Annotated in this window: 17 protein-coding genes and 1 tRNA gene; 7 read left to right on the top strand and 11 right to left on the bottom strand. The window is 72.4% G+C overall.

Features of this window, described 5'->3' with window-relative positions:
* Positions 1 to 18: 18 nt before the first annotated feature.
* Positions 19 to 1,407, bottom strand: coding sequence for an MFS transporter (locus tag ACGFZK_RS07000; protein WP_393847785.1), 1,389 nt, complete (start codon positions 1,405 to 1,407; stop codon positions 19 to 21).
* Between the two features lie 231 nt (positions 1,408 to 1,638).
* Between ACGFZK_RS07000 and ACGFZK_RS06995 the strand changes: the two genes are divergently transcribed.
* Positions 1,639 to 2,736 carry a serine hydrolase domain-containing protein gene (locus ACGFZK_RS06995; protein ID WP_393847883.1) on the top strand — a complete coding sequence of 366 codons (1,098 nt, stop codon included), beginning with the start codon at positions 1,639 to 1,641 and terminating at the stop codon, positions 2,734 to 2,736.
* Positions 2,737 to 2,784: 48 nt separating this feature from the next.
* On the opposite strand, the gene ACGFZK_RS06990 is transcribed toward ACGFZK_RS06995, so the two are convergent.
* The 3 genes from ACGFZK_RS06990 to ACGFZK_RS06980 form a co-directional block, all read right to left on the bottom strand.
* A complete protein-coding gene (locus ACGFZK_RS06990; RefSeq protein WP_393847784.1) occupies positions 2,785 to 3,198 on the bottom strand; it encodes a PaaI family thioesterase in 414 nt (137 codons plus the stop codon).
* Between the two features lie 46 nt (positions 3,199 to 3,244).
* Positions 3,245 to 5,269, bottom strand: a complete 2,025-nt coding sequence (locus ACGFZK_RS06985) for an FAD-dependent oxidoreductase (protein ID WP_393847783.1) — start codon at positions 5,267 to 5,269, stop codon at positions 3,245 to 3,247.
* A 174-nt stretch (positions 5,270 to 5,443) separates the two neighbouring features.
* Positions 5,444 to 6,415: a helix-turn-helix transcriptional regulator gene (locus ACGFZK_RS06980; RefSeq protein WP_393847782.1), complete on the bottom strand. Its 972-nt coding sequence runs from the start codon at positions 6,413 to 6,415 to the stop codon at positions 5,444 to 5,446.
* Between the two features lie 101 nt (positions 6,416 to 6,516).
* Between ACGFZK_RS06980 and ACGFZK_RS06975 the strand changes: the two genes are divergently transcribed.
* Positions 6,517 to 6,912 carry a RidA family protein gene (locus ACGFZK_RS06975; protein ID WP_393847882.1) on the top strand — a complete coding sequence of 132 codons (396 nt, stop codon included), beginning with the start codon at positions 6,517 to 6,519 and terminating at the stop codon, positions 6,910 to 6,912.
* 66 nt (positions 6,913 to 6,978) lie between these two features.
* On the opposite strand, the gene ACGFZK_RS06970 is transcribed toward ACGFZK_RS06975, so the two are convergent.
* The 4 genes from ACGFZK_RS06970 to ACGFZK_RS06955 form a co-directional block, all read right to left on the bottom strand.
* The gene (locus tag ACGFZK_RS06970) at positions 6,979 to 10,002 is read right to left on the bottom strand and encodes an alpha-mannosidase (RefSeq protein WP_393847781.1); all 3,024 of its coding nucleotides are present in this window, start codon (positions 10,000 to 10,002) and stop codon (positions 6,979 to 6,981) included.
* A gap of 43 nt (positions 10,003 to 10,045) precedes the next feature.
* The gene (locus ACGFZK_RS06965) at positions 10,046 to 10,924 is read right to left on the bottom strand and encodes a carbohydrate ABC transporter permease (RefSeq protein ID WP_393847780.1); all 879 of its coding nucleotides are present in this window, start codon (positions 10,922 to 10,924) and stop codon (positions 10,046 to 10,048) included.
* Positions 10,921 to 11,814: a carbohydrate ABC transporter permease gene (locus ACGFZK_RS06960; RefSeq protein WP_393847779.1), complete on the bottom strand. Its 894-nt coding sequence runs from the start codon at positions 11,812 to 11,814 to the stop codon at positions 10,921 to 10,923. The genes ACGFZK_RS06965 and ACGFZK_RS06960 overlap by 4 nt, the downstream gene beginning before the upstream one ends.
* A 92-nt stretch (positions 11,815 to 11,906) precedes the next feature.
* The gene (locus tag ACGFZK_RS06955; RefSeq protein ID WP_393847778.1) at positions 11,907 to 13,241 is read right to left on the bottom strand and encodes an ABC transporter substrate-binding protein; all 1,335 of its coding nucleotides are present in this window, start codon (positions 13,239 to 13,241) and stop codon (positions 11,907 to 11,909) included.
* A gap of 348 nt (positions 13,242 to 13,589) precedes the next feature.
* Between ACGFZK_RS06955 and ACGFZK_RS06950 the strand changes: the two genes are divergently transcribed.
* Both ACGFZK_RS06950 and ACGFZK_RS06945 read left to right on the top strand, forming a co-directional pair.
* A tRNA-Cys gene (locus ACGFZK_RS06950) sits at positions 13,590 to 13,665 on the top strand.
* The gene (locus ACGFZK_RS06945) at positions 13,665 to 15,449 is read left to right on the top strand and encodes a hypothetical protein (RefSeq protein WP_393847777.1); all 1,785 of its coding nucleotides are present in this window, start codon (positions 13,665 to 13,667) and stop codon (positions 15,447 to 15,449) included. The genes ACGFZK_RS06950 and ACGFZK_RS06945 overlap by 1 nt, the downstream gene beginning before the upstream one ends.
* Positions 15,450 to 15,548: 99 nt before the next feature.
* Here ACGFZK_RS06945 and ACGFZK_RS06940 read toward each other — a convergent pair whose 3' ends face one another.
* The gene (locus ACGFZK_RS06940; RefSeq protein WP_393847776.1) at positions 15,549 to 15,914 is read right to left on the bottom strand and encodes a hypothetical protein; all 366 of its coding nucleotides are present in this window, start codon (positions 15,912 to 15,914) and stop codon (positions 15,549 to 15,551) included.
* Positions 15,915 to 16,104: 190 nt separating this feature from the next.
* Here ACGFZK_RS06940 and ACGFZK_RS06935 point away from each other — a divergent pair, with 190 nt between their 5' ends.
* Positions 16,105 to 16,575 carry a universal stress protein gene (locus tag ACGFZK_RS06935; protein WP_393847775.1) on the top strand — a complete coding sequence of 157 codons (471 nt, stop codon included), beginning with the start codon at positions 16,105 to 16,107 and terminating at the stop codon, positions 16,573 to 16,575.
* 39 nt (positions 16,576 to 16,614) lie between these two features.
* Here ACGFZK_RS06935 and ACGFZK_RS06930 read toward each other — a convergent pair whose 3' ends face one another.
* Together ACGFZK_RS06930 and ACGFZK_RS06925 are read right to left on the bottom strand one after the other, a co-directional pair.
* Complete coding sequence (locus ACGFZK_RS06930) at positions 16,615 to 17,562, bottom strand: serine/threonine dehydratase (RefSeq protein ID WP_393847774.1); 948 nt, start codon at positions 17,560 to 17,562, stop codon at positions 16,615 to 16,617.
* A gap of 72 nt (positions 17,563 to 17,634) precedes the next feature.
* The gene (locus ACGFZK_RS06925) at positions 17,635 to 18,276 is read right to left on the bottom strand and encodes a TetR/AcrR family transcriptional regulator (RefSeq protein WP_393847773.1); all 642 of its coding nucleotides are present in this window, start codon (positions 18,274 to 18,276) and stop codon (positions 17,635 to 17,637) included.
* 155 nt (positions 18,277 to 18,431) lie between these two features.
* Between ACGFZK_RS06925 and ACGFZK_RS06920 the strand changes: the two genes are divergently transcribed.
* Both ACGFZK_RS06920 and ACGFZK_RS06915 read left to right on the top strand, forming a co-directional pair.
* Positions 18,432 to 20,108 (top strand): ricin-type beta-trefoil lectin domain protein, encoded by a 1,677-nt coding sequence (locus ACGFZK_RS06920; protein ID WP_393847772.1) that lies wholly within the window; start codon positions 18,432 to 18,434, stop codon positions 20,106 to 20,108.
* Positions 20,109 to 20,136: 28 nt separating this feature from the next.
* Positions 20,137 to 22,452: an alpha-N-acetylglucosaminidase gene (locus ACGFZK_RS06915; protein ID WP_393847771.1), complete on the top strand. Its 2,316-nt coding sequence runs from the start codon at positions 20,137 to 20,139 to the stop codon at positions 22,450 to 22,452.
* Positions 22,453 to 22,466 lie beyond the last annotated feature (14 nt).

Below are 22,466 nucleotides of genomic sequence, written 5' to 3'. Positions count from 1 at the left end.
GTCGGCTCCTCGGTGCGACTACCTGTGATCCACGATCTCAGAAGGCGACTCCGTGCGCGCGGCGATCGCTGCACGGCTGCCGCGCAGCGGGGTCAGCAGTCCGCCGCCGAGGATCAGCAGGCACAGCGCCCCGCCCGCCAGGCTGACCGCGGGGACCCCGTGCCGGGCGGCCAGCAGCGTGAGCACGGCCGCGCCGACCGGGCCCGAGGCGTTGTGCACGGTCCAGAAGGCGGACGTGACCCGGCCGAGCAGATGGTCGGGGGTCACCTCCTGGCGCAGCGTCATGGTGCAGATCCCGCCCAGGGTGAGTCCGAACATGGAGACGGCGGCCAGGGCGGCGATCACCGGCAGGCTGCGGCTGACGCCCGTCACCGTCACCCCGACGGCGATCATCGCGATCGAGGCGAGCCAGCACGTGCCGAAGCCGAAGATGCGGCGCAGCCGCCCCGCGGTCAGGGCCGCGGCGACGGAGCCTGCCCCGCTGACCGCGATCACGTAGCCGAGGGTGGCCGCGTCCCGGCCCAGGTCGTGCTGGACGCGGTAGATCAGCAGGTCGGTTGCGCCCATGGTGACGAAGGTCAGCAGGGTGAGCTGGATGGTCAGCGGGCGCAGCAGCGGGTGGCTCCACAGGAAGCGGAAGCCGACCACGAACATCTCCCGGAGCACCCCGCCTCCGCCTCCGGCCCCTCCTCCGGCCTTGGCCGCGCCCTCCTCGGCGGGGCGGGCGGTGAACCTCACCCATCCGAGGCTCGCGGCGGAGACCAGGAAGGTCGCCCCGTCGAGGGCCAGCGCCCAGTCCGCGCCCAGTCCGGCCGTGAGGAATCCGGCCACCACCGGCCCGAGCAGGGTCCCGAGGGCGAAGGTCCCCATCAGCCGTCCGTTGGCCGCCGTGAGGTCCTGCGCACGGACGAGATTCGGGATGGCCGTCACGTACGCGACGTCGAACAGGGTCTTCAGTACGGCGACCAGCGCGGTCAGCACGTACAGCAGCCAGACCTGCGGCCCGGCGGCCCACCAGACGAGCGGGACCGCGCCGAGCAGCACGGCCCGCGCCAGATCGCAGACGATCATGAGCCTGCGGCGGTGCACCCGGTCCACCACGTACCCGGCGAACACCCCCGTGCCGATGGCGGTGGCGCCGGAGACGACCGTGACCAGCCCCATCTGGACGATGGACCCGGTGGCGTGGAGGACGAGCAGGGGAAGCGCGAGCAGGGAGACGGACCCGCCGAGCACGGACAGGGCCTGGCCGAGCCAGAAGACGTTGAAGTCCTTGTTCCGCCGCAGCGGCGTATCGCGTCGTACGTTCCTGGTTTCCCCGAGATGATCCCGCTCCCCGTGCCGTGCGGCCGCCGTGGTGGTCGGCCGGCGGGGCGAGCGTAGAGGACCCGGTGTGCCGCCCGCCAACGCAAATCCGCCCCGGCTCCCCCTGGTCCCGGGGGTTACCCCTACCCGGAACGAACCGGTTGGCATGATCGTCCCGGGTGGCCGCCGCCGGAGAGGCTGGGACCGGCACGTACCGCTGGATCCCAACGTCTCCACAGGAGTTGACCCGTGCACGAGCAGACATCGCTAAGGCCCCGTTCCTTCCGTCGGCAGCAGGGGGGCCGGCGCAGAGCGGCGACGGCCGCGGCCGCGATGGCCGTCTGCGCGATGACGCTGGGCGCCCTGGCGCCGCCCGCTGCATCCGCGACCGGGCCGGACGCGGTCCAGCAGGGCCTGAACGCGCTGGTGCGCTCCGACGGCCTGCCCGCCGCGCTGGCGAGCGTCCAGGACGGCGCGGGCCGCACCCGTACCTACACCGCGGGGGTGGGCGACCTGGCCACGGGGGCGAAGGTGCCGAAGGACGGGCAGGTGCGGGTGGGCAGCACCACCAAGACCTTCACCGCGGTGGTCGTCCTGCAACTGGTGGCCGAGGGGAAGGTCGGCCTCGACGCCAAGGTCGACACCTATCTGCCGGGTCTCGTCCGCGGGGAGGGGATCGACGGACGCCGCATCACCGTCCGTGAGCTGCTCCAGCACACCAGCGGGATTCCCGACTACGAGGAGGAGGTCGACGACGCCCTCCTCCAGCGCCGGTACCTGGAACCCCGCGACATCCTGGACATCGCCCTGCGCAAGAAGGCCGTCTTCGAACCCGGGAAGAGCTGGGCCTACAGCAACACCAACTACGTGCTGGCCGGCCTGATCGTCCAGAAGGTCACCGGCCGGCCGCTCGCCGAGGAGATCGACAAGCGCGTCGTGCGGGCCATCGGGCTGCGCCACACCTACTTCCCGGCCGCCGGGGACACGACCGTCCGGGAACCTCACCCCAAGGGCTACCGCCAGGACGCGGCGGGCGCGCCGTGGCGCGACGTCACGGACATCGACCCGTCCGCGGCCTGGGCGGCAGGCCAGATGATCTCCACCAACTCCGACCTCAACCGGTTCTTCACGGCGCTCCTGCGCGGCGACCTCCTGAAGGAGGCAGAGCTCGCCGAGATGCGCACGACCGTCCCCCTCGGGGACACGGGCGCGGCCTACGGACTGGGGATCATGAGCAGGACGCTGTCGTGCGGCGGCCTCTACTGGGGCCACGGCGGCGACATCATGGGGTACGAGACCCGGGGAGGGATCACCGAAGACGGCCGCACGGCGGCGAACGTCACGGTGACCGCCATCCCGGTCGACGTGGCGGCCACGAGGCGGCTGGAGAGCACCGTGGACACGGCCCTCTGCGCCGCGAAGCGCACCTAGCAACGAGGGGGTGCCCGGGCCGTCTCCGGCGGAGGTCGCCGAGCGGGCCTAACCGAGCAGGGCGTACACCGTGGAGGCCGTGGCCGCCGGCTCCTGCGCGCCCTCGGGGGTCAGGGTGATGTCGGCGAAGGCCATCCGCTTGCCGAGCTTGGTCACCCGTACGTGGATCAGTACGTCGGCCCCGACCACCGGCCGCTGGAAGCTGGTGGACTGCTGGACGGTGGTCATCGGGCCATAGGCGCCGCGGGCGGCGGAGATCGCGATGACGGTGGCGGTGTCGGCGGCCGCCATCATGGCCTGGCCCGAGAGGCCGCCGCCGTCCCGGGCCAGTTCGTCGGACCAGGGCAGCCGCAGCACGGCGTGCCGCTCGCCGGTCTCCTGGACGGTCAGTCCGAGGGCGAGCACCCAGGGCGCGAAGTTGTCGGTAAGGATCTTGTCTGCGTCAGCCGGTGAGATCGTCACCGGGAGATTGTGGCGGTCCGGCCGGACCGCCACAATCCCCTGTCGGTCAGAGGCCGGCGGCCAGTTCCGTGCCCTGCCGGATGGCCCGCTTGGCGTCGAGTTCGGCCGCCACGTCGGCGCCGCCGATCAGGTGTGCCTCGACGCCGGCCGCGCGCAGGGCCTCGTACAGGTCGCGGCGCGGCTCCTGGCCCGTGCACAGGACCACCGTGTCGGCGGGCACGAGGTGCTGTTCGCCGCCGACGGTGACGTGCAGGCCCTGGTCGTCGATGCGGTCGTACGTGGCTCCCGCGACGGAGACGACCCCGCGGTGCTTGAGCTCCGCGCGGTGGATCCAGCCGGTGGTGGTGCCGAGGCCCGCGCCGACCTTGGTGGCCTTGCGCTGCAGGAGGTGGACCTGGCGCGGCGGCGCGGGGCGCTCGGGGGCCGTGAGACCGCCGGGGCCGGTGTACGTGGTGTCGACGCCCCAGTGGCGGAAGTAGACCTCGGGGTCCTGGGAGGCGCCCTCGCCGCTGTCGGTGAGGTACTCGGCGACGTCGAAGCCGATGCCGCCGGCGCCGACGACGGCGACGCGCTCGCCGACGGGGGCGCCGTCGCGGAGCACGTCGAGGTAGTTCACGACGTTGGCGTGGTCCACGCCCTCGATGTCGGGGGTGCGGGGGGTGACGCCGGTGGCGACGACGACCTCGTCGTAGCCCTGGAGGGTCTCCACGTCGGCGCGGGTGTTCAGGCGGACCTCCACGCCGGACTCCACGAGCTGGGTGCCGAAGTAGCGGATGGTCTCCTCGAACTCCTCCTTGCCGGGGATGCGGCGGGCGATGTCCAGCTGGCCGCCGATGTGGCCGGAGGCCTCGAAGAGGGTGACGGCGTGGCCGCGCCCGGCGGCGGAGACGGAGCAGGCGAGACCGGCCGGACCGGCGCCGACGACGGCGACGCGCTTCCTGGTCCGCGTCGGGGACAGGACGAGCTCCGTCTCGTGGCAGGCGCGCGGGTTGACCAGGCAGCTGGTGATCTTGCCGCTGAAGGTGTGGTCGAGGCAGGCCTGGTTGCAGCCGATGCAGGTGTTGATGGTCTCGGAGCGCCCGGCGGCGGCCTTGGCGACGAAGTCGGCGTCGGCCAGGAAGGGGCGGGCCAGGGAGACCAGGTCGGCGCGGCCGTCCGCGAGCAGCTCCTCGGCGATCTCCGGGGTGTTGATGCGGTTGCTGGTGACGAGGGGGACGCTCACCGCGCCCATCAGCCGCTTCGTGACCCAGGTGTACGCGCCGCGCGGGACGGAGGTGGCGATCGTGGGGATGCGGGCCTCGTGCCAGCCGATGCCGGTGTTGATGATGGTGGCACCGGCCGCCTCGATCTCCTTGGCGAGGTGGACGACCTCGTCGAGGGTGGATCCGCCGGGGATCAGGTCGAGCATGGAGAGGCGGTAGATGAGGATGAAGTCCTCGCCGACGGCCGCGCGGGTGCGCCGGACGATCTCCAGCGGGAAGCGGACGCGGTTCTCGTACGCGCCGCCCCAGCGGTCGGTGCGCTTGTTGGTCGCGGCGGCGATGAACTCGTTGACCAGGTAGCCCTCGGAGCCCATGATCTCGACGCCGTCGTAGCCCGCGAGCTTGGCGAGGCGGGCGGCGCGGACGAAGTCCTCGATGGTGCGCTCGACCTCGATGTCGGTGAGCTCGTTCGGGACGAAGGGGCTGATGGGGGCCTGGATGGCGCTGGGGGCGACCAGGTCCTTGTGGTAGGCGTAGCGGCCGAAGTGGAGGATCTGCATGGCGATCTTCCCGCCCTCGGCGTGCACGGCCTCGGTGATCACCCGGTGCTCGGCGGCCTCGTCCTCGGTGGTGAGGCGGGAGCCTCCCTCGAAGGGGCGGCCGGCGTCGTTCGGGGAGATGCCGCCGGTGACGATCAGGCCGGCGCCGCCGCGGGCGCGCTCGGCGTAGAAGGCGGCGAGCCGCTCGAAGCCGCCCTGGTGCTCTTCGAGGCCGGTGTGCATCGAGCCCATGATCACGCGGTTCGGCAGGGTCGTGAAACCGAGGTCCAGGGGGCTCAGCAGGTGCGGGTACCGGCTCTGGGAACTCATGAGGGGCGCCTCCTCGCGCGGGGGTGATGAACCTGTTCTAGCGAGCGCGGGCCGGTTTTGCAACTAGGTGCAAAATCCGGCGGGGGCCCGGTGGCTCCGGATTCCCCGCAGTCGGCGGCCCGCCCCGGCGAGGGCTGTGGCGGAGTTCACGCCCGCCCGTACGTCACTTCCGGCTCAGGACGGGTCTGCGTAGAGGGCGGCCATCGCGGCGGCGCGATCGCGCAGGGCGGTGCGCAGGGACAGCGGGGTCAGGGCTTCCGCGTCCGTGCCGAGCTGCCACAGGGCCCATTCGGCGTGTCGTGAATCCTGGAAGGTCAGCTCCAGCCGCAGCCGGCCGTCCGCGTCGGGTTCCTCGGCGCGGACGGCCACCGCGGTGTCCAGCAGGTCCTCCCGCCGCGCCGGGTTCACCCGTACCAGCACGGTCATGTGGCCGCTGCCGAGGAACTGCGCGGAGCGTTCCCGCCAGATCCGGTCCAGGTCGACGCGGTTCGGCCGCTGCGCCGTCTCCGGGAGTTCCTCGGCGGCCAGCACCCGCGACAGCCGGTAGGTGCGGTCCGCGCCGGATCGCGTGGCCAGCAGGTAGCCCCGGTCCCGTACGGTGACCAGGCCGATCGGGTCCACCGTGCGCCACTGCGGCGTCTGGCCCGTGGCCGCGTAGTGGATGCGCAGTTTGTGTCCGGCGAGCACAGCGCGCCGGACCTCGATCATGGTGCGGTGGGGTACCTCGTCCGTGACCGGCCGGCGGGAGAGCAGGTCGGTCTCCGGCTCGACGAGAAATCGCCGGGCCGCGTCGCTCGCGGTGGCCCGATGGCCTTCGGGCAGCGCGTCGACCACCTTCCGCATGGCCGAGGCGAGCGCCGAGCCGAGACCGAACACCCGCTCGCCGCGCACCGATCCGGCGGCCAGCAGGGCGAGGGCCTCGTCGTGGTTCAGGCCGGTGAGTTCGGTCCGGAAGCCGGGCAGCAATGCGAAACCGCCGTGCCGGCCGCGTTCGGCGTAGACGGGGACGCCGGCCGCGGACAGTGCCTCGATGTCGCGCAGCACGGTGCGGGTGGACACCCCCAGCTCGCGGGCCAGTGTGTCCGCGGTCAGCCGGCCGTGCCGGCGCAGCAGGAGCACCAGCGAGACCAGCCGGTCGGCGCGCATGCGAGAACGTTAACGGCAATACCTGACCGAGGGTGTCGTGATTTGTTGGGAGGCTCGTGGGCGCAGGCACTCCCCATGAAACGAATGGAGCTGATGTGGCGATGCAGCGAACGGCGGTCAACCCGGTGACGTGGTCGGTGGAGATGGGGTTCAACCAGGGTGAGGTCGTCTCCGGGCACACACGCACCCTGTACATCTCGGGTCAGACCGCGATGAGCGGCGACGGCGAACCCCTGCACGAGGGGGACATGGCGGCGCAGTTGGCACTGAGCATCGACAACCTGGAGGCCGTGCTCGGCCAGGCCGGCATGTCCCTCGCGAACCTCGTGCGGCTGGGCGTCTACACGACCGACGTCGATCTGCTCTTCCCGCACTACGGCGGGCTGGTGGCCCGGTTGGGCGCCGCCGGGGTGGCGCCCACGACCACGATGCTCGAGGTGACGCGACTGGCCGTCCCCGGCCAGCTGGTCGAGCTCGAGGGGACCGCCGTCGCGTGATGCGACGGCGGCGCCCCCTGCTCCGCGTGCCGGCCGACCCGGCACGCGGAGCAGGGGGAGCGGCGGTCAGGCGCGGCGCAGGCGGACCGTGACGATCTGGAACGGGCGCAGAACGAGCGCGACCGTTCCCTCCGGGGTGGGCACACCCACCGCCGAGCCGGTCAGGGGCCGTTCGAGCAGATCGCTCTCCACCGCCCCCACCACGGGGAAGTCCGCGGTGAGGGTGGCCCGGGCGCGGCCGCCGCGGGACTCGTAGAGGCGGACGATCACATCGCCGCTGCGGTCCTCGGCCAGCTTGACCGCCTCGACCACCACCGCGTCCTCGTCGACGGCGACCAGCGGGACCACCGGGCCCGCACCGGAGACCACCCGCTCGGGCAGGTTCAGCGCGTGGCCCTCGCGGACCGCGTCCCCGATCCGCGCGCCCGGCGCGAGCGAGAACCGCAGGGTGTGGGAGCCCTGGTCGGTCTCCGGGTCCGGGTAGCGCGGGGCGCGCAGGAGGGAGAGGCGGACCGTGGTGGTCTGGCCGCCGTCGGCCCGGACGTCGCGGGTCACGTCGTGCCCGTACGTCGAGTCGTTGAGCAGGGCCACGCCCCAGCCCGGCTCCTGCGCGTGGATCCAGCGGTGGGCGCAGATCTCGAACTTGGCGGCCTCCCACGAGGTGTTGGTGTGCGTGGCCCGGTAGACGTGCCCGAACTGGGTCTCGGAGGCCGTCCGTTCGGCCTTCACGTCCAGCGGGAAGGCGGCCTTGAGGAACTTCTCCGTCTCGTGCCAGTCCACGTCCGTGACGATGTCGACCCTCTTGGCCCCGGCGCGCAGCGTGATCTGCTGGACCGCCTTCGACCGCCCGAAGGAGCGGGTCACGCGTACGGTCGCCGAGCGCGGGCCGCTCCCGGTGACCTCCAGCCGGTCCAGCTCCACGAGGTCGGTGACCCGGTTGCGGTAGAACTCGTCGATGTCCCAGGCGTCCCACATGTTCGGGAAGTCGGGGTGGATCTGCAGCAGGTTCGCCGCGGCGCCCGGGGCGACGGACTCGCGGCGCGCCTCCAGGTCGTAGACGGAGACGATCAGCCCGCGGGCGTCGATCTCCACCAGCAGCCGGCCGTTGGCCAGGATGTGGCCACCGCCGTGCCGCTCCTCGACCGTGACCGGCTCCCGGGCCTCGACGGGACGGCCCGCTCCGCCGGCCGGGACGCCGCGACGGGTGTGCGGGGCGCAGTTGAAGACCAGCTCCTCGTCGCCCTGGCCCGCCAGCGCCTGCTGTGCGGCGAGGGTGATCCCCTCGAGCTCCTCGCGTACCGCCGCGTACGTCTCGCGCGCCTCGCGGTGCACCCAGGCGATGGAGGAGCCCGGCAGGATGTCGTGGAACTGGTGGAGGAGCACCGTCTTCCAGATCCGTTCCAGGTCCTCGTACGGGTACGCGTACCCCGCGCCCCGCACCGCGGCCGTCGCCGCCCACAACTCGGCCTCGCGCAGGAGTGATTCGCTGCGCCGGTTGCCCTGTTTGGTCTTGGCCTGGGAGGTGTAGGTGCCGCGGTGCAGCTCCAGGTAGAGCTCGCCGGCCCAGACGGGCGCGTCCCCGTACTCGGCGTGGGCCTTCTCGAAGAAGGCGTCCGGGCGCTCGATCCGGACCTTCGGGGAGCCTTCCAGGTCGCGCTGGCGGCGGGCGCGGGCGAGGTGTTCGCGGGTGGGGCCGCCGCCGCCGTCGCCCCAGCCGAAGGGGGCCAGCGAGCGTGAACCGTGTCCCTTCTCGCGGTAGTTGCGGGCGGCGTGGGCCAGTTGGGCGCCGCCGAGGTCGCAGTTGTAGGTGTCGACGGGCGGGAAGTGGGTGAAGACGCGGGTGCCGTCGATGCCCTCCCACCAGAAGGTGTGGTGGGGGAACCTGTTGATCTGGGACCAGGAGATCTTCTGGGTCAGGAACCACTTGGAGCCGGAGAGCTTCACGATCTGCGGCATCGCGGCGGTGTAGCCGAAGGAGTCGGGGAGCCAGACGTTCTGGGTCTCGATGCCGAACTCGTCCAGGAAGAACTTCTTGCCGTAGAGGAACTGGCGGGCCATGGCCTCGCCGCCGACCATGTTGGTGTCGGACTCCACCCACATGCCGCCGACCGGTACGAACTGCCCGTCCGCGATCTTCTTCTTGATCCGTTCGAAGAGCTCGGGCCGGTACGTCTTGATCCAGTCGAGCTGCTGGGCCTGCGACATCGCGAAGACGAACTCGGGGTGGCGGTCCATCAGGCCGACCATGTTGGACGCGGTGCGCGAGACCTTGCGCACCGTTTCGCGCAGCGGCCACAGCCATGCGGAGTCGATGTGGGCGTGGCCGACCGCGCTGACGCGGTGCGCCGAGGCGTTGGACGGGGCGGCGAGCACCCCGGCGAGACAGGCACGGGAGGCGGGTGCGGTGCCGGGCACGTCGCCGAGGTCGAGCGCGTCCAGCGCCGCGCCGAGGGCCCGCAGGATCTCGTACCGGCGGGCGTCCTGGGTGTCGAGCTGGGTCATCAGGTCGTAGAGCACCTCCAGGTCCTGGACCAGCTCCCAGACCTCGGTCTCGAAGACGGTGAGCTCCATCCGGGCGAGCCGGTACAGGGGCTGGTCGCCGCTGGTCGGCAGGTCCCCCTCGTACGTGGCCGCGTGGTCGACCAGGACCGGGTTGGAGGCGGCCTCGACGTACCACTCGACGTGCTCGCCGCCCTCCGCACGGTCGGCCACGCGCACCCAGTCGTTGTACGGGTTGAGGGCCTTGACCTCGCCGCCGTCGGCCCGGTGGACCAGGCCCTCGCACTGGAACCCGGGCATCATCCGGTCGAAGCCGAGGTCGAGGACGGCTTCCACCGTACGGCCCGCCCAGTCGGCGGGTACCGTGCCGGTGACCTTGAACCAGGTGGTGCCCCAGGCCGGGCCCCACGGGTCGCCGACCGCGCAGGGTTCGTAGCGCGCCGCGAGGCCCTCGGCGACGGGGACGGGCTCGCCGGGGGCCTCCCAGCGCTCGACGGTCAGCGGGACCGCGCGGGAGTGGACGGCGGGCTTGACGCGCTCCTTGAGGACCCGGCGGAGACGGTGCTCGGTGATGCTGCGGTCGTCGTGCATGACGGCTGCTCCAAGGGAGGTGTCGGTAGGGACGGTAGTGGGCTCAGGTCTTGACGGCTCCCTCGCCCACGCCCTTGAAGAAGAAACGCTGGAGGGCGAAGAAGAGGAGCATCATCGGGATGAGCGCGGCCATCGCGCCGGCGGCGACGAGTCGCTGGTCGTTGACCGTGGTGGCGCCGGCCAGGGTCTTCAGGCCGAGCTGCAGGGTGTAGTTGTCGCTGTCGGTGAGGATGAGCAGGGGCCACAGGAAGTCGTCCCACGCGCCCATGAAGCTGGTGATGCAGACGACGGCCAGGGCGCCCTTGGCGGCGGGGAGGAAGACCCGGGTGAAGCGGGTCCATTCGCCCGCCCCGTCCAGGACCGCGGCCTCCTCGACCTCCTTGGGCACGGCCAGGAAGGCCGCCCGCATGACCATGATGTTGAGCACGGAGACCGCTCCGGGAAGCCAGACGCCGATGAGGGTGTCGACCAGGCCCATCTCGCGGACCGTGAGGAACATCGAGATCATCACGGACTCGAAGGGGAACATCAGGGTCGCCACGAGCACGGTGAAGACGACCCGGCGGCCCTTCCAGGCGGCCCGGGAGAGGGCGTAGCCGCCCATCGCCGCGAAGAGCATGTTCGAGGTGATCGCCAGGACGGCGACGAGGAGGGTGTTGCCGACGTACTGCAGCAGCGGGAAGGACTCGGCGACGCGGACGTAGTTGTCGAGGGTGGGCTGCGAGGGCAGCACGCCGTCGTACACGTTCTCGGTGCGGCCGCGTATCGAGGTCAGGAACTGCCAGACGATCGGGCCCAGCATGACCACGAGCATCAGCACCAGCGTGGCGTACCGCCCGGCCAGGCCGATCCGGTGGCGCCTGCGGCCGGCGGCGGTGCGCCGGGGCGGCTCCCCGCTCCCGGGGGAGGACGGTGTGCTCACCTCTCGTCTCCCTTCGACAGACGGCGGCCCAGCAGGCTGAAGACCAGGGTCAGCAGGAACAGCAGGATGGAGATGGCGGAGGCGTAGCCCGTCTCGCCGGAGAAGCCGAGGCCGACCTGCCGGATCAGGAAGGGCAGGGTGCGGGCGCCGCCGCCGGGTCCGCCGCTCTCGCCGCCGAGGATGTAGATCTCGGTGAAGACGCGCAGCGCGGAGATGGCGGAGAGGGTGCCGACCAGCAGCATCATCGGCTTCACCTGGGGGACGGTGATGCTGAAGAAGCGGCGGACGGGTCCGGCGCCGTCGATCGCGGCCGCCTCGTGGAGGGTGGCGGGGACGTTCCCGAGGGCGGCCAGGTAGAAGACCATGTAGTAGCCGAGGCCCTTCCACACGGTCACGATCATCGCGGAGACCAGCAGCATCGTGGAGTCCGTCAGGAACGGGACCGGCTCGGACACGAGGTGCAGCCGCCGGAAGACCGTGTTGACGAGACCGTCGCTGCGCAGCACCCACTGCCAGATCAGCCCGACGACCACGGCGGAGGCGATCACCGGGGTGTAGAAGGCGGAACGGAAGAAGCCGATGCCGGGGATCTTCGCCTGGACGAGGACCGCGAGGGCCAGCGGCAGGAAGACCAGGCAGGGCACGACGACCACGAGGTACAGCACGCTGTTGCCGGTCGCGACCCAGAAGTCGGGGTCGGCGAAGGCGCGCCGGTAGTTGTCGAGGCCGACGAAGCCGCCGCCGCGCAGGATCTGCGCGTCGGTGAAGGAGAGGATGACGGTGTTGACGAACGGCCAGAGGCTGAACAGCGTCACCATCGCCAGACCGGGGGCGAGGAACAGGTAGGGGGTCCACCAACGGCGGTGGAGCAGCCCGGTCTCGGTCTCCATGGCCCGCAGCGCGCGCCGCCGCCGCGCTGCTCCGCGACGCCGCTCGAACGCCGTCGTACCGCCGCCCAGGGACCCGCCGGTGGCGGCGCCGCTCACTTCTCGGCCGCGGCGGTGAGGAGCTTGTTCGCGGCCTCCTGGGCCTTCTGCACGGCTGTCCGGGGGTCCTGCTCGCCCTTGATGGCCTTCTGCATCTCGCGTACGACGGCGTCCCCGACCTGGTTGGTCCACTGGACGGGGGTGTTGGCGTCGAGCGCGGCGGTCTTCAGCTGGCCGGCGCCGACCGCGCGGGCGAGGGTCTCCGCGTCCTTGCCGTCGCCCTTGTCGGAGAAGAACGGGTCGGCGAGGCCCTGGGCGTTGGAGGGATAGATGGTGGCCTTCCTGGAGAACTCCACCTGGTTGGGGCCGTTGGTGACCCACTTGGCGAACTCGGCCGCGGCGTCGAGGTGCTTGGTGTCCTTCCTGATGCCGAGCGACTGGGCGTATATGCCGATGTGGCCGAGCTTGCCGGTGACGGCTCCGGCGACCTGGGTCTTGGCGTAGATCTGCGGGGCGTTCTGCTTGATGTCCTTGACGAAGCCCGGGGAACCAGGACCGAAGACGATCTTGCCGCCGCCGTAGAGCTGGTTGACGTCGTCCGACTTGAGCAGCGACTCCTTGGGCATGGCGCCCTGGGCGTACAGGTCCTTCATCCGCTCCACCCACCGGACGGCCTGGTCCGTGTCGAAGGTGAACCGGTCCCGCTTCTCATTGAGGATCGGGATGCCCATCTTCTGCCAGTCCCCGGGCAGCCGGCCCTTGGGGTCGGCCATGAAGGCGGAGTACCGGCCACCGGAGGTGGCGGCGATCCGCTCGGCGTAGTCGAAGAACTGCTCCACGCTCGTCGGCGGCTGCGCCGGGTCCAGGCCGGCCTTCTCGAAGAGCTCTCTGTTGTACGTGAGGATCTCCGGGGTGACGTACCAGGGGTACGCGTACACGCTGTCGCCCTTGCCCGGCAGCTTGAACTGCTCCCAGGCGCCCGGCACGTACTCCTTGGCCATCGCGCCGTCGAGTGCGGCCACGTCGGCGAGCATGCCCCGGTCGCCGAGGAGCTGGAAGGAGTCGGTGGAGAGGTTGACCACGTCCGGGAGGGCTCCGGCCTGGGCGTCGGCGACGAGCTTCTCGTTGTAGCCGTCGCCCGGGACGTCCTCCCAGCTGATCTTGACGTCCGGGTACTGCTTCTCGAAGCCGTCGATGACCGCCTGTACGTAGGCCGTGAACGTGGGCTTCAGCTGAAGGGTCCGGAAGGTGATCTCACCGGCCACCCTGCCCGTCCGCTCCGCCTCCTTCGCGTCACCGGCGCCGCCGCTCAGGCCGCAGGCGGCGGTCGAGAGGAGGCCGCCCGCCGCCAGCAGGGCCACAGCAATACGGGTCGGGTTCGAACGGGTCATCGTCGCCGCCTTTGCAGAAGTCCGGCCTCATTGCCGGAGGCGGTGCCCACGGTCGTCCGAAAGCAAGACCTCGTCAATGAGGCAGGGGGAGGGCTGGCCGGTGACGCATTGGTGCCGAATGGCACGACGGGACCCGGAGCGCCGCGAAGGCCTCGATGATTCAAGCTATGAGCTGGACTAATGCGCATTAGTTCCACGGCGGTTGGAGATGGTATCGATTCGATAACAAAGCAGCTGCTCCGGCAAAAGTTGACTTTTTATCGACGGTTCGCCCGGGGCGGGACTAATGCGCTTTAGCCGATACCGGGTTGTGCGGTCGGCACCCGCACGTCTAGATTTCACCTCGAACGGCGTGTAGCTCAGTAGCCAGAGCACCGGCCTGCACAGCCGGAGGGCGCAGGGGCAGGACCTGCCACGCCGGCCATGGACAAGAACGCCGGACAGCAACCCACCTTCGACCAGTGCCTCACCGACGAGGGCCTCGCCGGGCTGTGGTCACTGCTCGACAGCAGGCGCTACGAGCTGCGCGCACCCGAGGAGGCCGCGCTGCTCTACGTCGCGTGGCTGGTGCGCGCCGGGGAGAACGACGCCGCGGCCGGACTCGTCGAGGAGCTACGGCCCTTCGCGGACACGGTGCGGTTCGCGCCGCACCCCGCGGCCCGGCCCGTTCCGGACGCGGACGCCGTCCACGTACGCACCGTCGGCGAGGCCGCCCGGACCCTCGCGCGCCGCGCGCCCCGTCCCGGCATCGCGGCGCAGCACGAGGCCCTCACCGTCTGGCGGCCCTTCGAGGACGAGCTGCTCGACCACTGGCTGCGCGCCGAGGCGGACCACGAGCGGGGAGCCGCCCTGCTCGCGCGGTACCGGCACCTCGCGGCCACGCACACCCGCTGCACCGAGCACCTCGACCCCACGTCCAATCCGGCCGTCCTGCGCCGCGCGCTGGAGGAGGCGGTCGCCGGGCGCGAGCCGTCGCCCCGCCTCGCCGGACTGCTGCGCCACGCCCTGGCATCGATGGTCGCCGGACGCGGCCGTCCGGGCTCCGCCGAACACACCCGGCTGCGCCGGGCCCAGGCCCGGCAGGCGGGCGGGCCCGCGCACCACGACCTGGCCGCCCTCGTACTGCGCAGGCTGGCTCCGTTCGACGTGAGCCGGGGGCTGGAGGACGTCGGACCGCTCATCGGCCCGGTGACCGACGAGGAGGCCGCGGAGTCCGGGCTGCCCGCCGGGACCGTTGTCCCGGCGCCGGTACGGGCCACGGTCACCGCCGCGCGCAGCGCGCCCCTGGACACGCTGCTGGAGCGCGGGCAGATCCCTTCCGCGGAGGTGCTGGGTGAGGTGGCGCAGCAGTTGGTCGCCGCGCACACCGCCCGGGGATACGCCGACCCGTCGCTGCGTACGCTGATCGCGGCGACCTACCGGGCCCGGCGGAATCACCGGTACCCGTTGTGGTGGACCCCGGAGCAGCATGCCCGGATCACCGAGCTGCCCTGGGTCCGCGCGGTCGCCCCCTGGGCCGCCGACCCGGTGGAGCAGGCGCGCTCCACCCTGCGGACGCTCGGCGAGGCCTGTGTGCAGGCCTTCCCGGGCACCGGCCTGCCCAACCTGCTCGTACGGCAACTGTCCGGGCTCGCCCGCCTGGCGGAGCTGCCCGTACCGTTCGCCGCGGAGCCGCTCGCCGACCCGTACAGCGGTCTGGCCACTCCCGACCTCCTCGAGGCCGCCCGGACCGCCGCCGATCTGCTGCGCGGCACCGTGTACGAGCGCTACTACGGCATCGACTACGCGGCGGTACGGAAGCTGACGGGCAGCCAGGGCCGGCACGCCTTCGCGCAGTTGTGCGCCGAGCGGGCCGGGCGCCCGGGGCATCCACTGGCGAGCGACCCGGCGGTCATCGAACAGGCCCGGACCCTCAGCACCTTCAACCTCGCCACCCTGGTCGTGCACGTGGGCATCGCCCCGCGGGCCGGCTGGGACGGCCTCGCCCGGGGCGCGTTCGCCGCCGCGACCGGACGGGCGGCCACCGCCAGGGGCAGCGCGGGCGCCTGGCGCCAGCTCCTGTTCCACCTCGCGCTGTGCGACGCGGACGAGCAGGCCCGCGTACTCGCCTGGATCGACGCGCGGGCCGCCCGGCTCCCGGCGCGCACCGCCGCGCGGATCGCCGTGCCCCTCGCCGACCTCCGCCTCGCCGTCGCGCTCGCCCCGTAGCTACGGGGCGTCATGCCCCGGGACGTCCGCAACGCGGGGCGGCGCCGGCGCGGGCGACCGACCCGCGTCCGGCGCCACCGCACCGACGACCCGCTCCCGCTACTTCATGGGGTACTGGACCTTCTCCGCGAGCTTGCCGTCCTTGAAGCAGAACCGGAGCACGGTCTCGTTGCCGTTCTTGGCCTCGCCGCTGGAGATGTACCAGGAGCAGGCGCTGCCCTCGGGCTCGGCCGGGCCGCCGTCCTTGAGGGCGCTCTTGACGAAGCTTTCACCCGAAGGAAGCCTGCCGCGCACCTCGCTCTCCGCGTCGCCCGTCTTCACGGCCTCGTAGACCGCCGGGTCGACCAGGGTCTCGTCGGCCATGTCGAGGACCTTTCCCATGCCGAAGACCACGGCGACGAGGAGACCCACGCCGAGCACCAGCGCCACCGCGCACCCGATCAGACAACCCTTGCGCTGAGCCACGCCCGTTCCTCCATGTCGTTCGCGTCCGGCGGCGGTCGCCTGGACGCTCACACCCTCGCAAGGGACGGGGGACGCGGACTGTCCTCGAAAGTCGTCGGCCGTCGCAACGATCGTCGTTCGAGGTCAGGCCCTCTGATCCGTGTATACAGGGAGGAGATCGACTGTTCGGGCGCAGCGAGAGGAACCCACCGTGAGTGAGCAGACCATCGAGCCGCTGATCGTCGTGGGCGTGGACGGGTCGAACCATTCGAAGGAGGCCCTGCGGTGGGCGGTCGCGCAGGCCGCGGCGACCTCCGGCCGGGTGCACGCCGTCATGGCCTGGGAGTGGAACCGCAATCCGTTCTCCATCGGCCCGACGGCACCCGAGAGCTCCGACGCGGAGGCGCTGACGGCCGAGGAGACCGCTCGCCGGAAGCTGGCGGACACGGTCGCCTCGGCCGTCGGCACCTCCCCCGGGGTGCCGGTGTTCCGGCGCGTCGAGCAGGGATCCCCGGCGCAGGTGCTGGTCGACGCCTCGAAGGAGGCCCACCTGACGGTGGTCGGCACCCGCGGGTACGGGGGTTTCAAGGGCGCGTTGCTGGGCTCGGTGAGCCAGCAGGTCGTGCAGTACTCGGCCAGCACGGTCGTGGTCGTCCGCGAGGGCGAGGACGACAACGACTGACGGCCGACCGGACCGACGCGAGCGACGCGAGCGAACGGCTCAGGCGCCGGGGAGCACCAGGTCCCGGGGGTCCGTGTTGGCCCCGCAGAGGATGACGGCGACCCGCTCGCCCAGCGGTTCCGGCGCACCGCGCAGCCCCGCCAGGGCGGTGGCCGCGCCCGCCTCGACCACGATCCGGTGGTCCTCCCAGAGCGCGTGCCGGGCGGCCGTGATCTCGGCGTCGGACACCAGCACCGACGTCACGTTCTTCTCTTGGGCGGCGGCCAGCGCGTCCGCCGAGACCCGGGTGGCCCCCAGGGAGTCGGCGGCGACCGAGTCCACGGCCACGTCCACGACCCGGCCCGCCGCCAGGGCCGCGTTCAGGGCCCGGCAGTTCTCCGGCTCGACCGCCACCACCCGTACGCCGTGTTCGCGCGCGGCGGTGGCGACGCCTGCGAACAGCCCGCCGCCGCCGACCGCGACGACCACCGTGTCCAGCCCGGGCAGGGCGGCATGGATCTCCTCGAGCAGGGTGCCGGCGCCCGCCGCGATGAGCGGATGGTCGTAGGCGTGGCTGCCGAGGGCCCCGCTCTCGGCGGCGAACTCCTCGCAGGCCGCCAGTGCCTGGGCGTACCGGTCGCCGACGAGTCGCACCTCGGCCCCGTACCCGCGCAGCCGTTCCACCTTCACGCGCGGGGCGTTGGCGGGCAGGAAGACGGTCGCGGGCACGGACAGCGCGCGGGCCGCCCAGGCGCAGGCGAGCCCCGCGTTGCCCCCGGAGGCGATCGTGACGCCGGCGGCCGGGAGGGCGCCGGCCTCGTGGTGGGCGGCGAGGAAGTTGCGGGCGCCGCGCGCCTTGAAGGTGCCGGTGTGCTGGAGGTACTCCAGGGCGTACCAGACGCCTTCGGCCGCGGGCGCCACGGTGACGGGCCGCACCCCGCCCGCGATCCGGGCGGCGGCGGCCCGTACGGCGGCGTGGTCCAGCTGCTGGGCCGGTACTGGTTGCATGGACTGTCTCCCCATCGGGTCGGGCGGTGGGCCGGGCGGGCGGAGCGGGGCTGTCGGGCCGGGCGGCCTCGATCAACCGGTGGGCCGGGCGGCCTCGATCAGCTGGTGCAGGGCGCCGTAGTACACCTCGTGGTCCGTCAGGGAGGGCAGTACGTCGGGCAGTCCGCCGGAGAGCACGGGGAACTCCTCGGGATCCAGCGCGGCGAGGGCCGCCCGCGAGGCGCCGGTGGCCGCGGCCGGATCTCGGTGGTCGACGAAGGCCGCGCTGCCCAGAGTGAGCAGGTACATGCGGCGGTAGACGGTCATCGCCTCGGCGACGGTCATCCCGGCGGCCACGCTGTCGGCGAGGGCGGGCTCGACGAGCCGGGCCAGCAGCTGCCGCCCGAGCCAGGGCCGGCCGCCACGCAGCACCAGCAGCCCGGGGTGGGCGGTGAGCAGCAGGTACAGCGCGCGGAACCGCTGCTCGGTGGCCTGCGCCCAGTCCGTGCCGGCGGGGATCTCGGGCAGCTGCCCGGCGAGGTGCTCGGTGCACAGGTCGAGCAGGCCGGCGAGGTCGGTGCAGCGGCGCTGGACGGTGGCGTGGGAGACCTCGAGCCGGTCGGCGAGGGTGCGGAAGCTCAAGTGGCCCGGCCCCTGGTCGTCGAGGATCCGCAGGGCGGCGACGGCGATGGCCTCGGGGGTCGCACGGTCCAGGGCAGCTGATCTTCTCGGCATAGATACAACGTAACATACGATGTATCTGCACTTTCGTGTGACATCGATTGCAGCCATATTGCTGGTCATCAGCCGACAATCAGCGACTTGTGTTGACAGTGGGTAGTCACCTCGGTGCACTGGGCGCACGACTGCCCCCACGTCAAGGAGACTCCGTGCCGCCTCGCCTGCGTGCGACGCTCCCCTGTCTGACCGCGGCCGCCCTGTTCACCCTCGCGCTCTCCCCCGCCCCGGTGGCGGCCGAGCCCCGGGCGACGTCGGACACCCCGCTCGCGCTCACTCCTCCCATGGGCTGGAACAACTGGGCGCATTACATGTGCGACATCGACGAGGCCAAGGTGGTCGCCAACGCCGACGCGCTCGTGTCCACCGGGCTCGCCGCCAAGGGCTACGACACGGTGACCGTCGACGACTGCTGGATGACCAAGAGCCGGGACGCGCAGGGCAGTCTGGTCGTCGACACGGCGAAGTTCCCGCACGGCATGGCCTGGCTCGGCGAGTATCTGCACGCCAAGGGGCTGAAGTTCGGCATCTACCAGGACGCGGGCTCCCTCACCTGCGAGAAGTACCCGGGAAGTGGCGCCCCCCAGGGCGGCGGCGAGGACCACTACGCCCAGGACGCACGGCAGTTCGCCTCCTGGAAGGTGGACTACGTCAAGATGGACGGCTGCAATCTGTGGGTCCCCGAGGACACGACCAAGGAGCAGGCCTACCGGGACGCCTACAACGCCGTCGCGAAGGCCCTGCGGGAGAGCGGCCGGGACATGGTCCTCTCGGCCTCCGCGCCCGCCTACTTCCAGCAGGGTGAGTGGGGCGGCTCCGACTGGCACAGGGTTCTCGGCTGGGTCGGCGAGACCGGCCAGCTGTGGCGCGAGGGCAAGGACATCAAGGTCTACAACCCGGCCGCGCCCGCCACCTCGCGGTGGAGCGCGGTCCTGGGCAACTACGGCTACAACCGCTGGCTCGGCCGGTACGCGGGCCCCGGCAACTGGAACGATCCCGACTTCCTGATCGCCGGCGCCCCCGGCCTCACCGCCGCCGAGGGCCGCAGCCAGGTCGCCCTGTGGGCCATGATGGCGTCCCCCTTCATCCTGTCCTCCGACGTCTCGAAGCTGACGCCCGCGGGCCTGGAGGCCCTCGGCAACACCCGGATGATCGACCTGGACCAGGACCCGATGGGCCGCCAGGGCTCCGTGGTGTCCTCCAACGCCACCTTCGAGATCCTGGTGCGGCCGCTGGCGAACGGCGACCGCGCGGTGGCCGTGCTCAACCGCTCGGCCACCGCCCGGGACATCAACGTGCCCCTCGACGAGGTCGGCCTGACCCACTGCACCGCGAGCGCCCAGGACCTGTGGAGCGGCACGAGCCGCGAGGTCTCCGAGACGCTGACCGGGAAGGTGGCCGGGCACGACACCGGCGTCTGGCGGCTCAGCCCGCGCGGCTGCGCCGAGGCCGTCCCGACCGGGCAGGTCGTCGGTGACGGCGCCCGGTGCGCCGACGGGGCCAACACCACCGGCGTCGGCGCCGTGGTGATGGCCGCCTGCACCGGAGCCCCCGACCAGCGGTGGACCGTGGGCGCCGACGGGAGCCTGCGGCTGGCCGGCGAGTGCCTGTCGGTGGGCGAGGACCGCGTCGTGGAGCTGGCCGACTGCGCGAGGCAGCCGGAGCAGCAGCCCGGCCAGAGCTGGTCGCACCGCCGCGACGGAGCCCTCGTGGAGGGGGCCGGCGGGCTGTGCCTGACGGCTCCCGTGGCCACGGCTCCGGCCGAACGGCTGCGGCTGACCGACTGCGGCGACCACCAGGTCGACCAGGCCTGGGCCCTGCCGGTCTGACGGGCCGGGCCAACCGATGAGGAACCCGATGCACCGCAGCGGACGCGGGCCGGCCGCCCCGCGCCGCCCGCTCGCGCTCGCCGCCCTTCCCGCGGCGCTGCTGGCGCTGATCTGCGCGGGGCCCGCGCCCGGGGCCACCGCCCCGGCCGCGGGGTCGCCCGCACCCGCCGGCGTACGGACGGACGGACGGGTCCTGGCGCCCGCCGGGGCGGCCCGGAGCCCGTACCGGGCCCGCACCTTCGACGTCGAGCCCGCGCGGGCCGCCCTGGAGCGGCTGCTTCCGCGCCACTGGCGGCAGTTCGCCCTGGAGCCCGGCACCACCGCCGGCGCCGACACCTTCACCGTGTCCGGGACCACCGGCGCGATCACCGTGCGCGGCAGCACCGGCGCCACCCTGCTCACCGGGGTCGGCTGGTACCTCCAGCACGTCGCCGGGGTCGACATCGGCTGGCCCGGCGACAGCATCGGCATGCTGCCCGCCCGGCTGCCGGCCGTCCCCGCGCCGGTCACCCGCCGCGCCGAGGTCCCGCACCGGTACGCGCTGAACGACACCGACGACGGCTACTCCGGCCCGTACCGCTCCTTCGAGGAGCACCAGCGGCAGATCGACCTGCTCGCCCTGCACGGCATCAACGAGGTGTTCGTGCAGGTGGGCGCCGAGTACCCGTACTACCGGGCGCTCCAGGGCTTCGGCTACTCCGCCGAGGAACTGCGGCAGTGGATCCCCGGCCCCGGCCACCAGAGCTGGTGGCTGCTGCAGAACCTGAGCGGTTTCGGCGGTCCGGTCTCCGAGCGGCTGATGCGCGAGCGCGCCGAGCTGGGCGGGCGGATCACCGAGCAGCTGCGCGGGCTCGGCATGACCCCGGTGCTGCCCGGATACTTCGGCACCGTGCCGCCCGGGTTCGCCGCGCGCAACCCGGGGGCGGCCACGGTGGCGCAGGGCGACTGGGCGGGCTTCGACCGCCCGGACTGGCTGGACCCCGCCTCCCCCGTGTTCGGCAGGCTGGCCGCCGCGTACTACGCCGAGCAGCGCGAGGTGTTCGGGGACAGCACGATGTACCGGATGAGCCCGCTGCACGAGGGCGGCCAGACCGGATCCGTCGACGTGGGGGCCGCGGCCGGCGCCATCCAGGGCGCGCTGCACGCCGCCCACCCGGGTGCGCTGTGGGCGGTGCTGGGCTGGCAGGACGACCCCACCGCCGAGCTGCTGGCCGGGGTGGACACCTCGAAGCTGCTGATCCTGGACGGGCTCTCCGACCGGTACAACCGGCTGGACCGCGAGGCCCGTTGGGGCGGGGTCCCGTACGCGATGGGCACCATCTACAACTTCGGCGGGCACACCACGGTCGGCGCGAACAGCTCGGTGTGGATCGAGCGGTTCGGACCCTGGCGGGACAAGGCGAACAGTGCCCTCGCCGGGATCGCCTACCTCCCGGAGGCCACCGGGACCAATCCGGCGGCCTTCGACCTGTTCACCGACCTGGCCTGGGAGCGCGGTCCGATCGACCAGCGCGCGTGGTTCGCCGGCTTCGCGGCCCGCCGCTACGGCCGCCCCGACGCCGAGGCCGCCGCGGCCTGGGAAGAGCTCCGCAAGGGGCCGTACAGCACCTCCTCGGGGCTGTGGTCGGAGTCGCAGGACAGCCTGTTCACCGCCCGGCCGAGTCTGGCCGCGGCCGGGGCGGCGTACTGGAGCCCCAGGTCCATGCGCTATCCGGCCGGTTCGGTGCGCAAGGCCCTGGACCACCTGCTGAAGGTGGATCCGGCGCTGCGCGGCTCCAGTGCCTACCGCTTCGACCTGGTGGACACCGCCCGCCAGGCCCTCGCCAACCACTCGCGGGTACTGCTGCCCCGGATCAAGGCGGCGTACGAGGCCAAGGACCTGACCCGCTTCCGCGCGCTGACGGCCGAATGGCAGGACGGGATGCGGAAGTTGGACGCGGTCACCGGATCCGACCCCGGCTTCCTCCTCGGCACCTGGCTCTCCGCGGCCCGTTCCTGGGGCGCCGACCGGGCCGAGCAGGACCGGTACGAGTACGACGCGCGCTCGCTCCTCAGCGTGTGGGGCCGCCGCAGCACCAGCGAGGGCGGTTTCCTGCACGACTACGCGAACCGCGAATGGAGCGGCCTGATCTCGGAGTTGTACGCCCCGCGGTGGGAGCGCTACTTCGCCTCGCTGGACGAGGCGCTGGTGGGCAAGGCCGCGCCGCGGGAGATCGACTGGCACGCCTTCGAGGCGGAGTGGGCCGGGCGGACCACCCCCCACCCGAACCGGCCGAGCGGGGACCCGTACCGTCTGGCCGCGCAAATCGCGACGGCCCTGCCCCCGGCGGCTGCCGCCCGCTGACGTGCACCGCGGCC

This window comes from Streptomyces sp. NPDC048257 (assembly GCF_043201855.1).
Lineage (GTDB): Bacteria > Actinomycetota > Actinomycetes > Streptomycetales > Streptomycetaceae > Streptomyces.
Note: the sequence above shows the minus strand (reverse complement) of the source record. Positions and strands in the feature narration are given on the sequence as shown.

Bases quoted from the DNA above. Each gene is read 5' to 3' on its own strand.
- ACGFZK_RS06930 (WP_393847774.1), bottom strand. From the start codon at position 17,562: ATGCAACCAGTACCGGCCCAGCAGCTGGACCACGCCGCCGTACGGGCC.
- ACGFZK_RS06980 (WP_393847782.1), bottom strand. From the start codon at position 6,415: ATGCGCGCCGACCGGCTGGTCTCGCTGGTGCTCCTGCTGCGCCGGCAC.
- ACGFZK_RS06985 (WP_393847783.1), bottom strand. From the start codon at position 5,269: ATGAGTTCCCAGAGCCGGTACCCGCACCTGCTGAGCCCCCTGGACCTC.
- ACGFZK_RS06960 (WP_393847779.1), bottom strand. From the start codon at position 11,814: ATGGAGACCGAGACCGGGCTGCTCCACCGCCGTTGGTGGACCCCCTAC.
- ACGFZK_RS06975 (WP_393847882.1), top strand. From the start codon at position 6,517: ATGCAGCGAACGGCGGTCAACCCGGTGACGTGGTCGGTGGAGATGGGG.
- ACGFZK_RS06915 (WP_393847771.1), top strand. From the start codon at position 20,137: ATGCACCGCAGCGGACGCGGGCCGGCCGCCCCGCGCCGCCCGCTCGCG.
- ACGFZK_RS06945 (WP_393847777.1), top strand. From the start codon at position 13,665: ATGGACAAGAACGCCGGACAGCAACCCACCTTCGACCAGTGCCTCACC.
- ACGFZK_RS06995 (WP_393847883.1), top strand. From the start codon at position 1,639: ATGGCCGTCTGCGCGATGACGCTGGGCGCCCTGGCGCCGCCCGCTGCA.
- ACGFZK_RS06970 (WP_393847781.1), bottom strand. From the start codon at position 10,002: ATGCACGACGACCGCAGCATCACCGAGCACCGTCTCCGCCGGGTCCTC.
- ACGFZK_RS06925 (WP_393847773.1), bottom strand. From the start codon at position 18,276: ATGCCGAGAAGATCAGCTGCCCTGGACCGTGCGACCCCCGAGGCCATC.
- ACGFZK_RS06955 (WP_393847778.1), bottom strand. From the start codon at position 13,241: ATGACCCGTTCGAACCCGACCCGTATTGCTGTGGCCCTGCTGGCGGCG.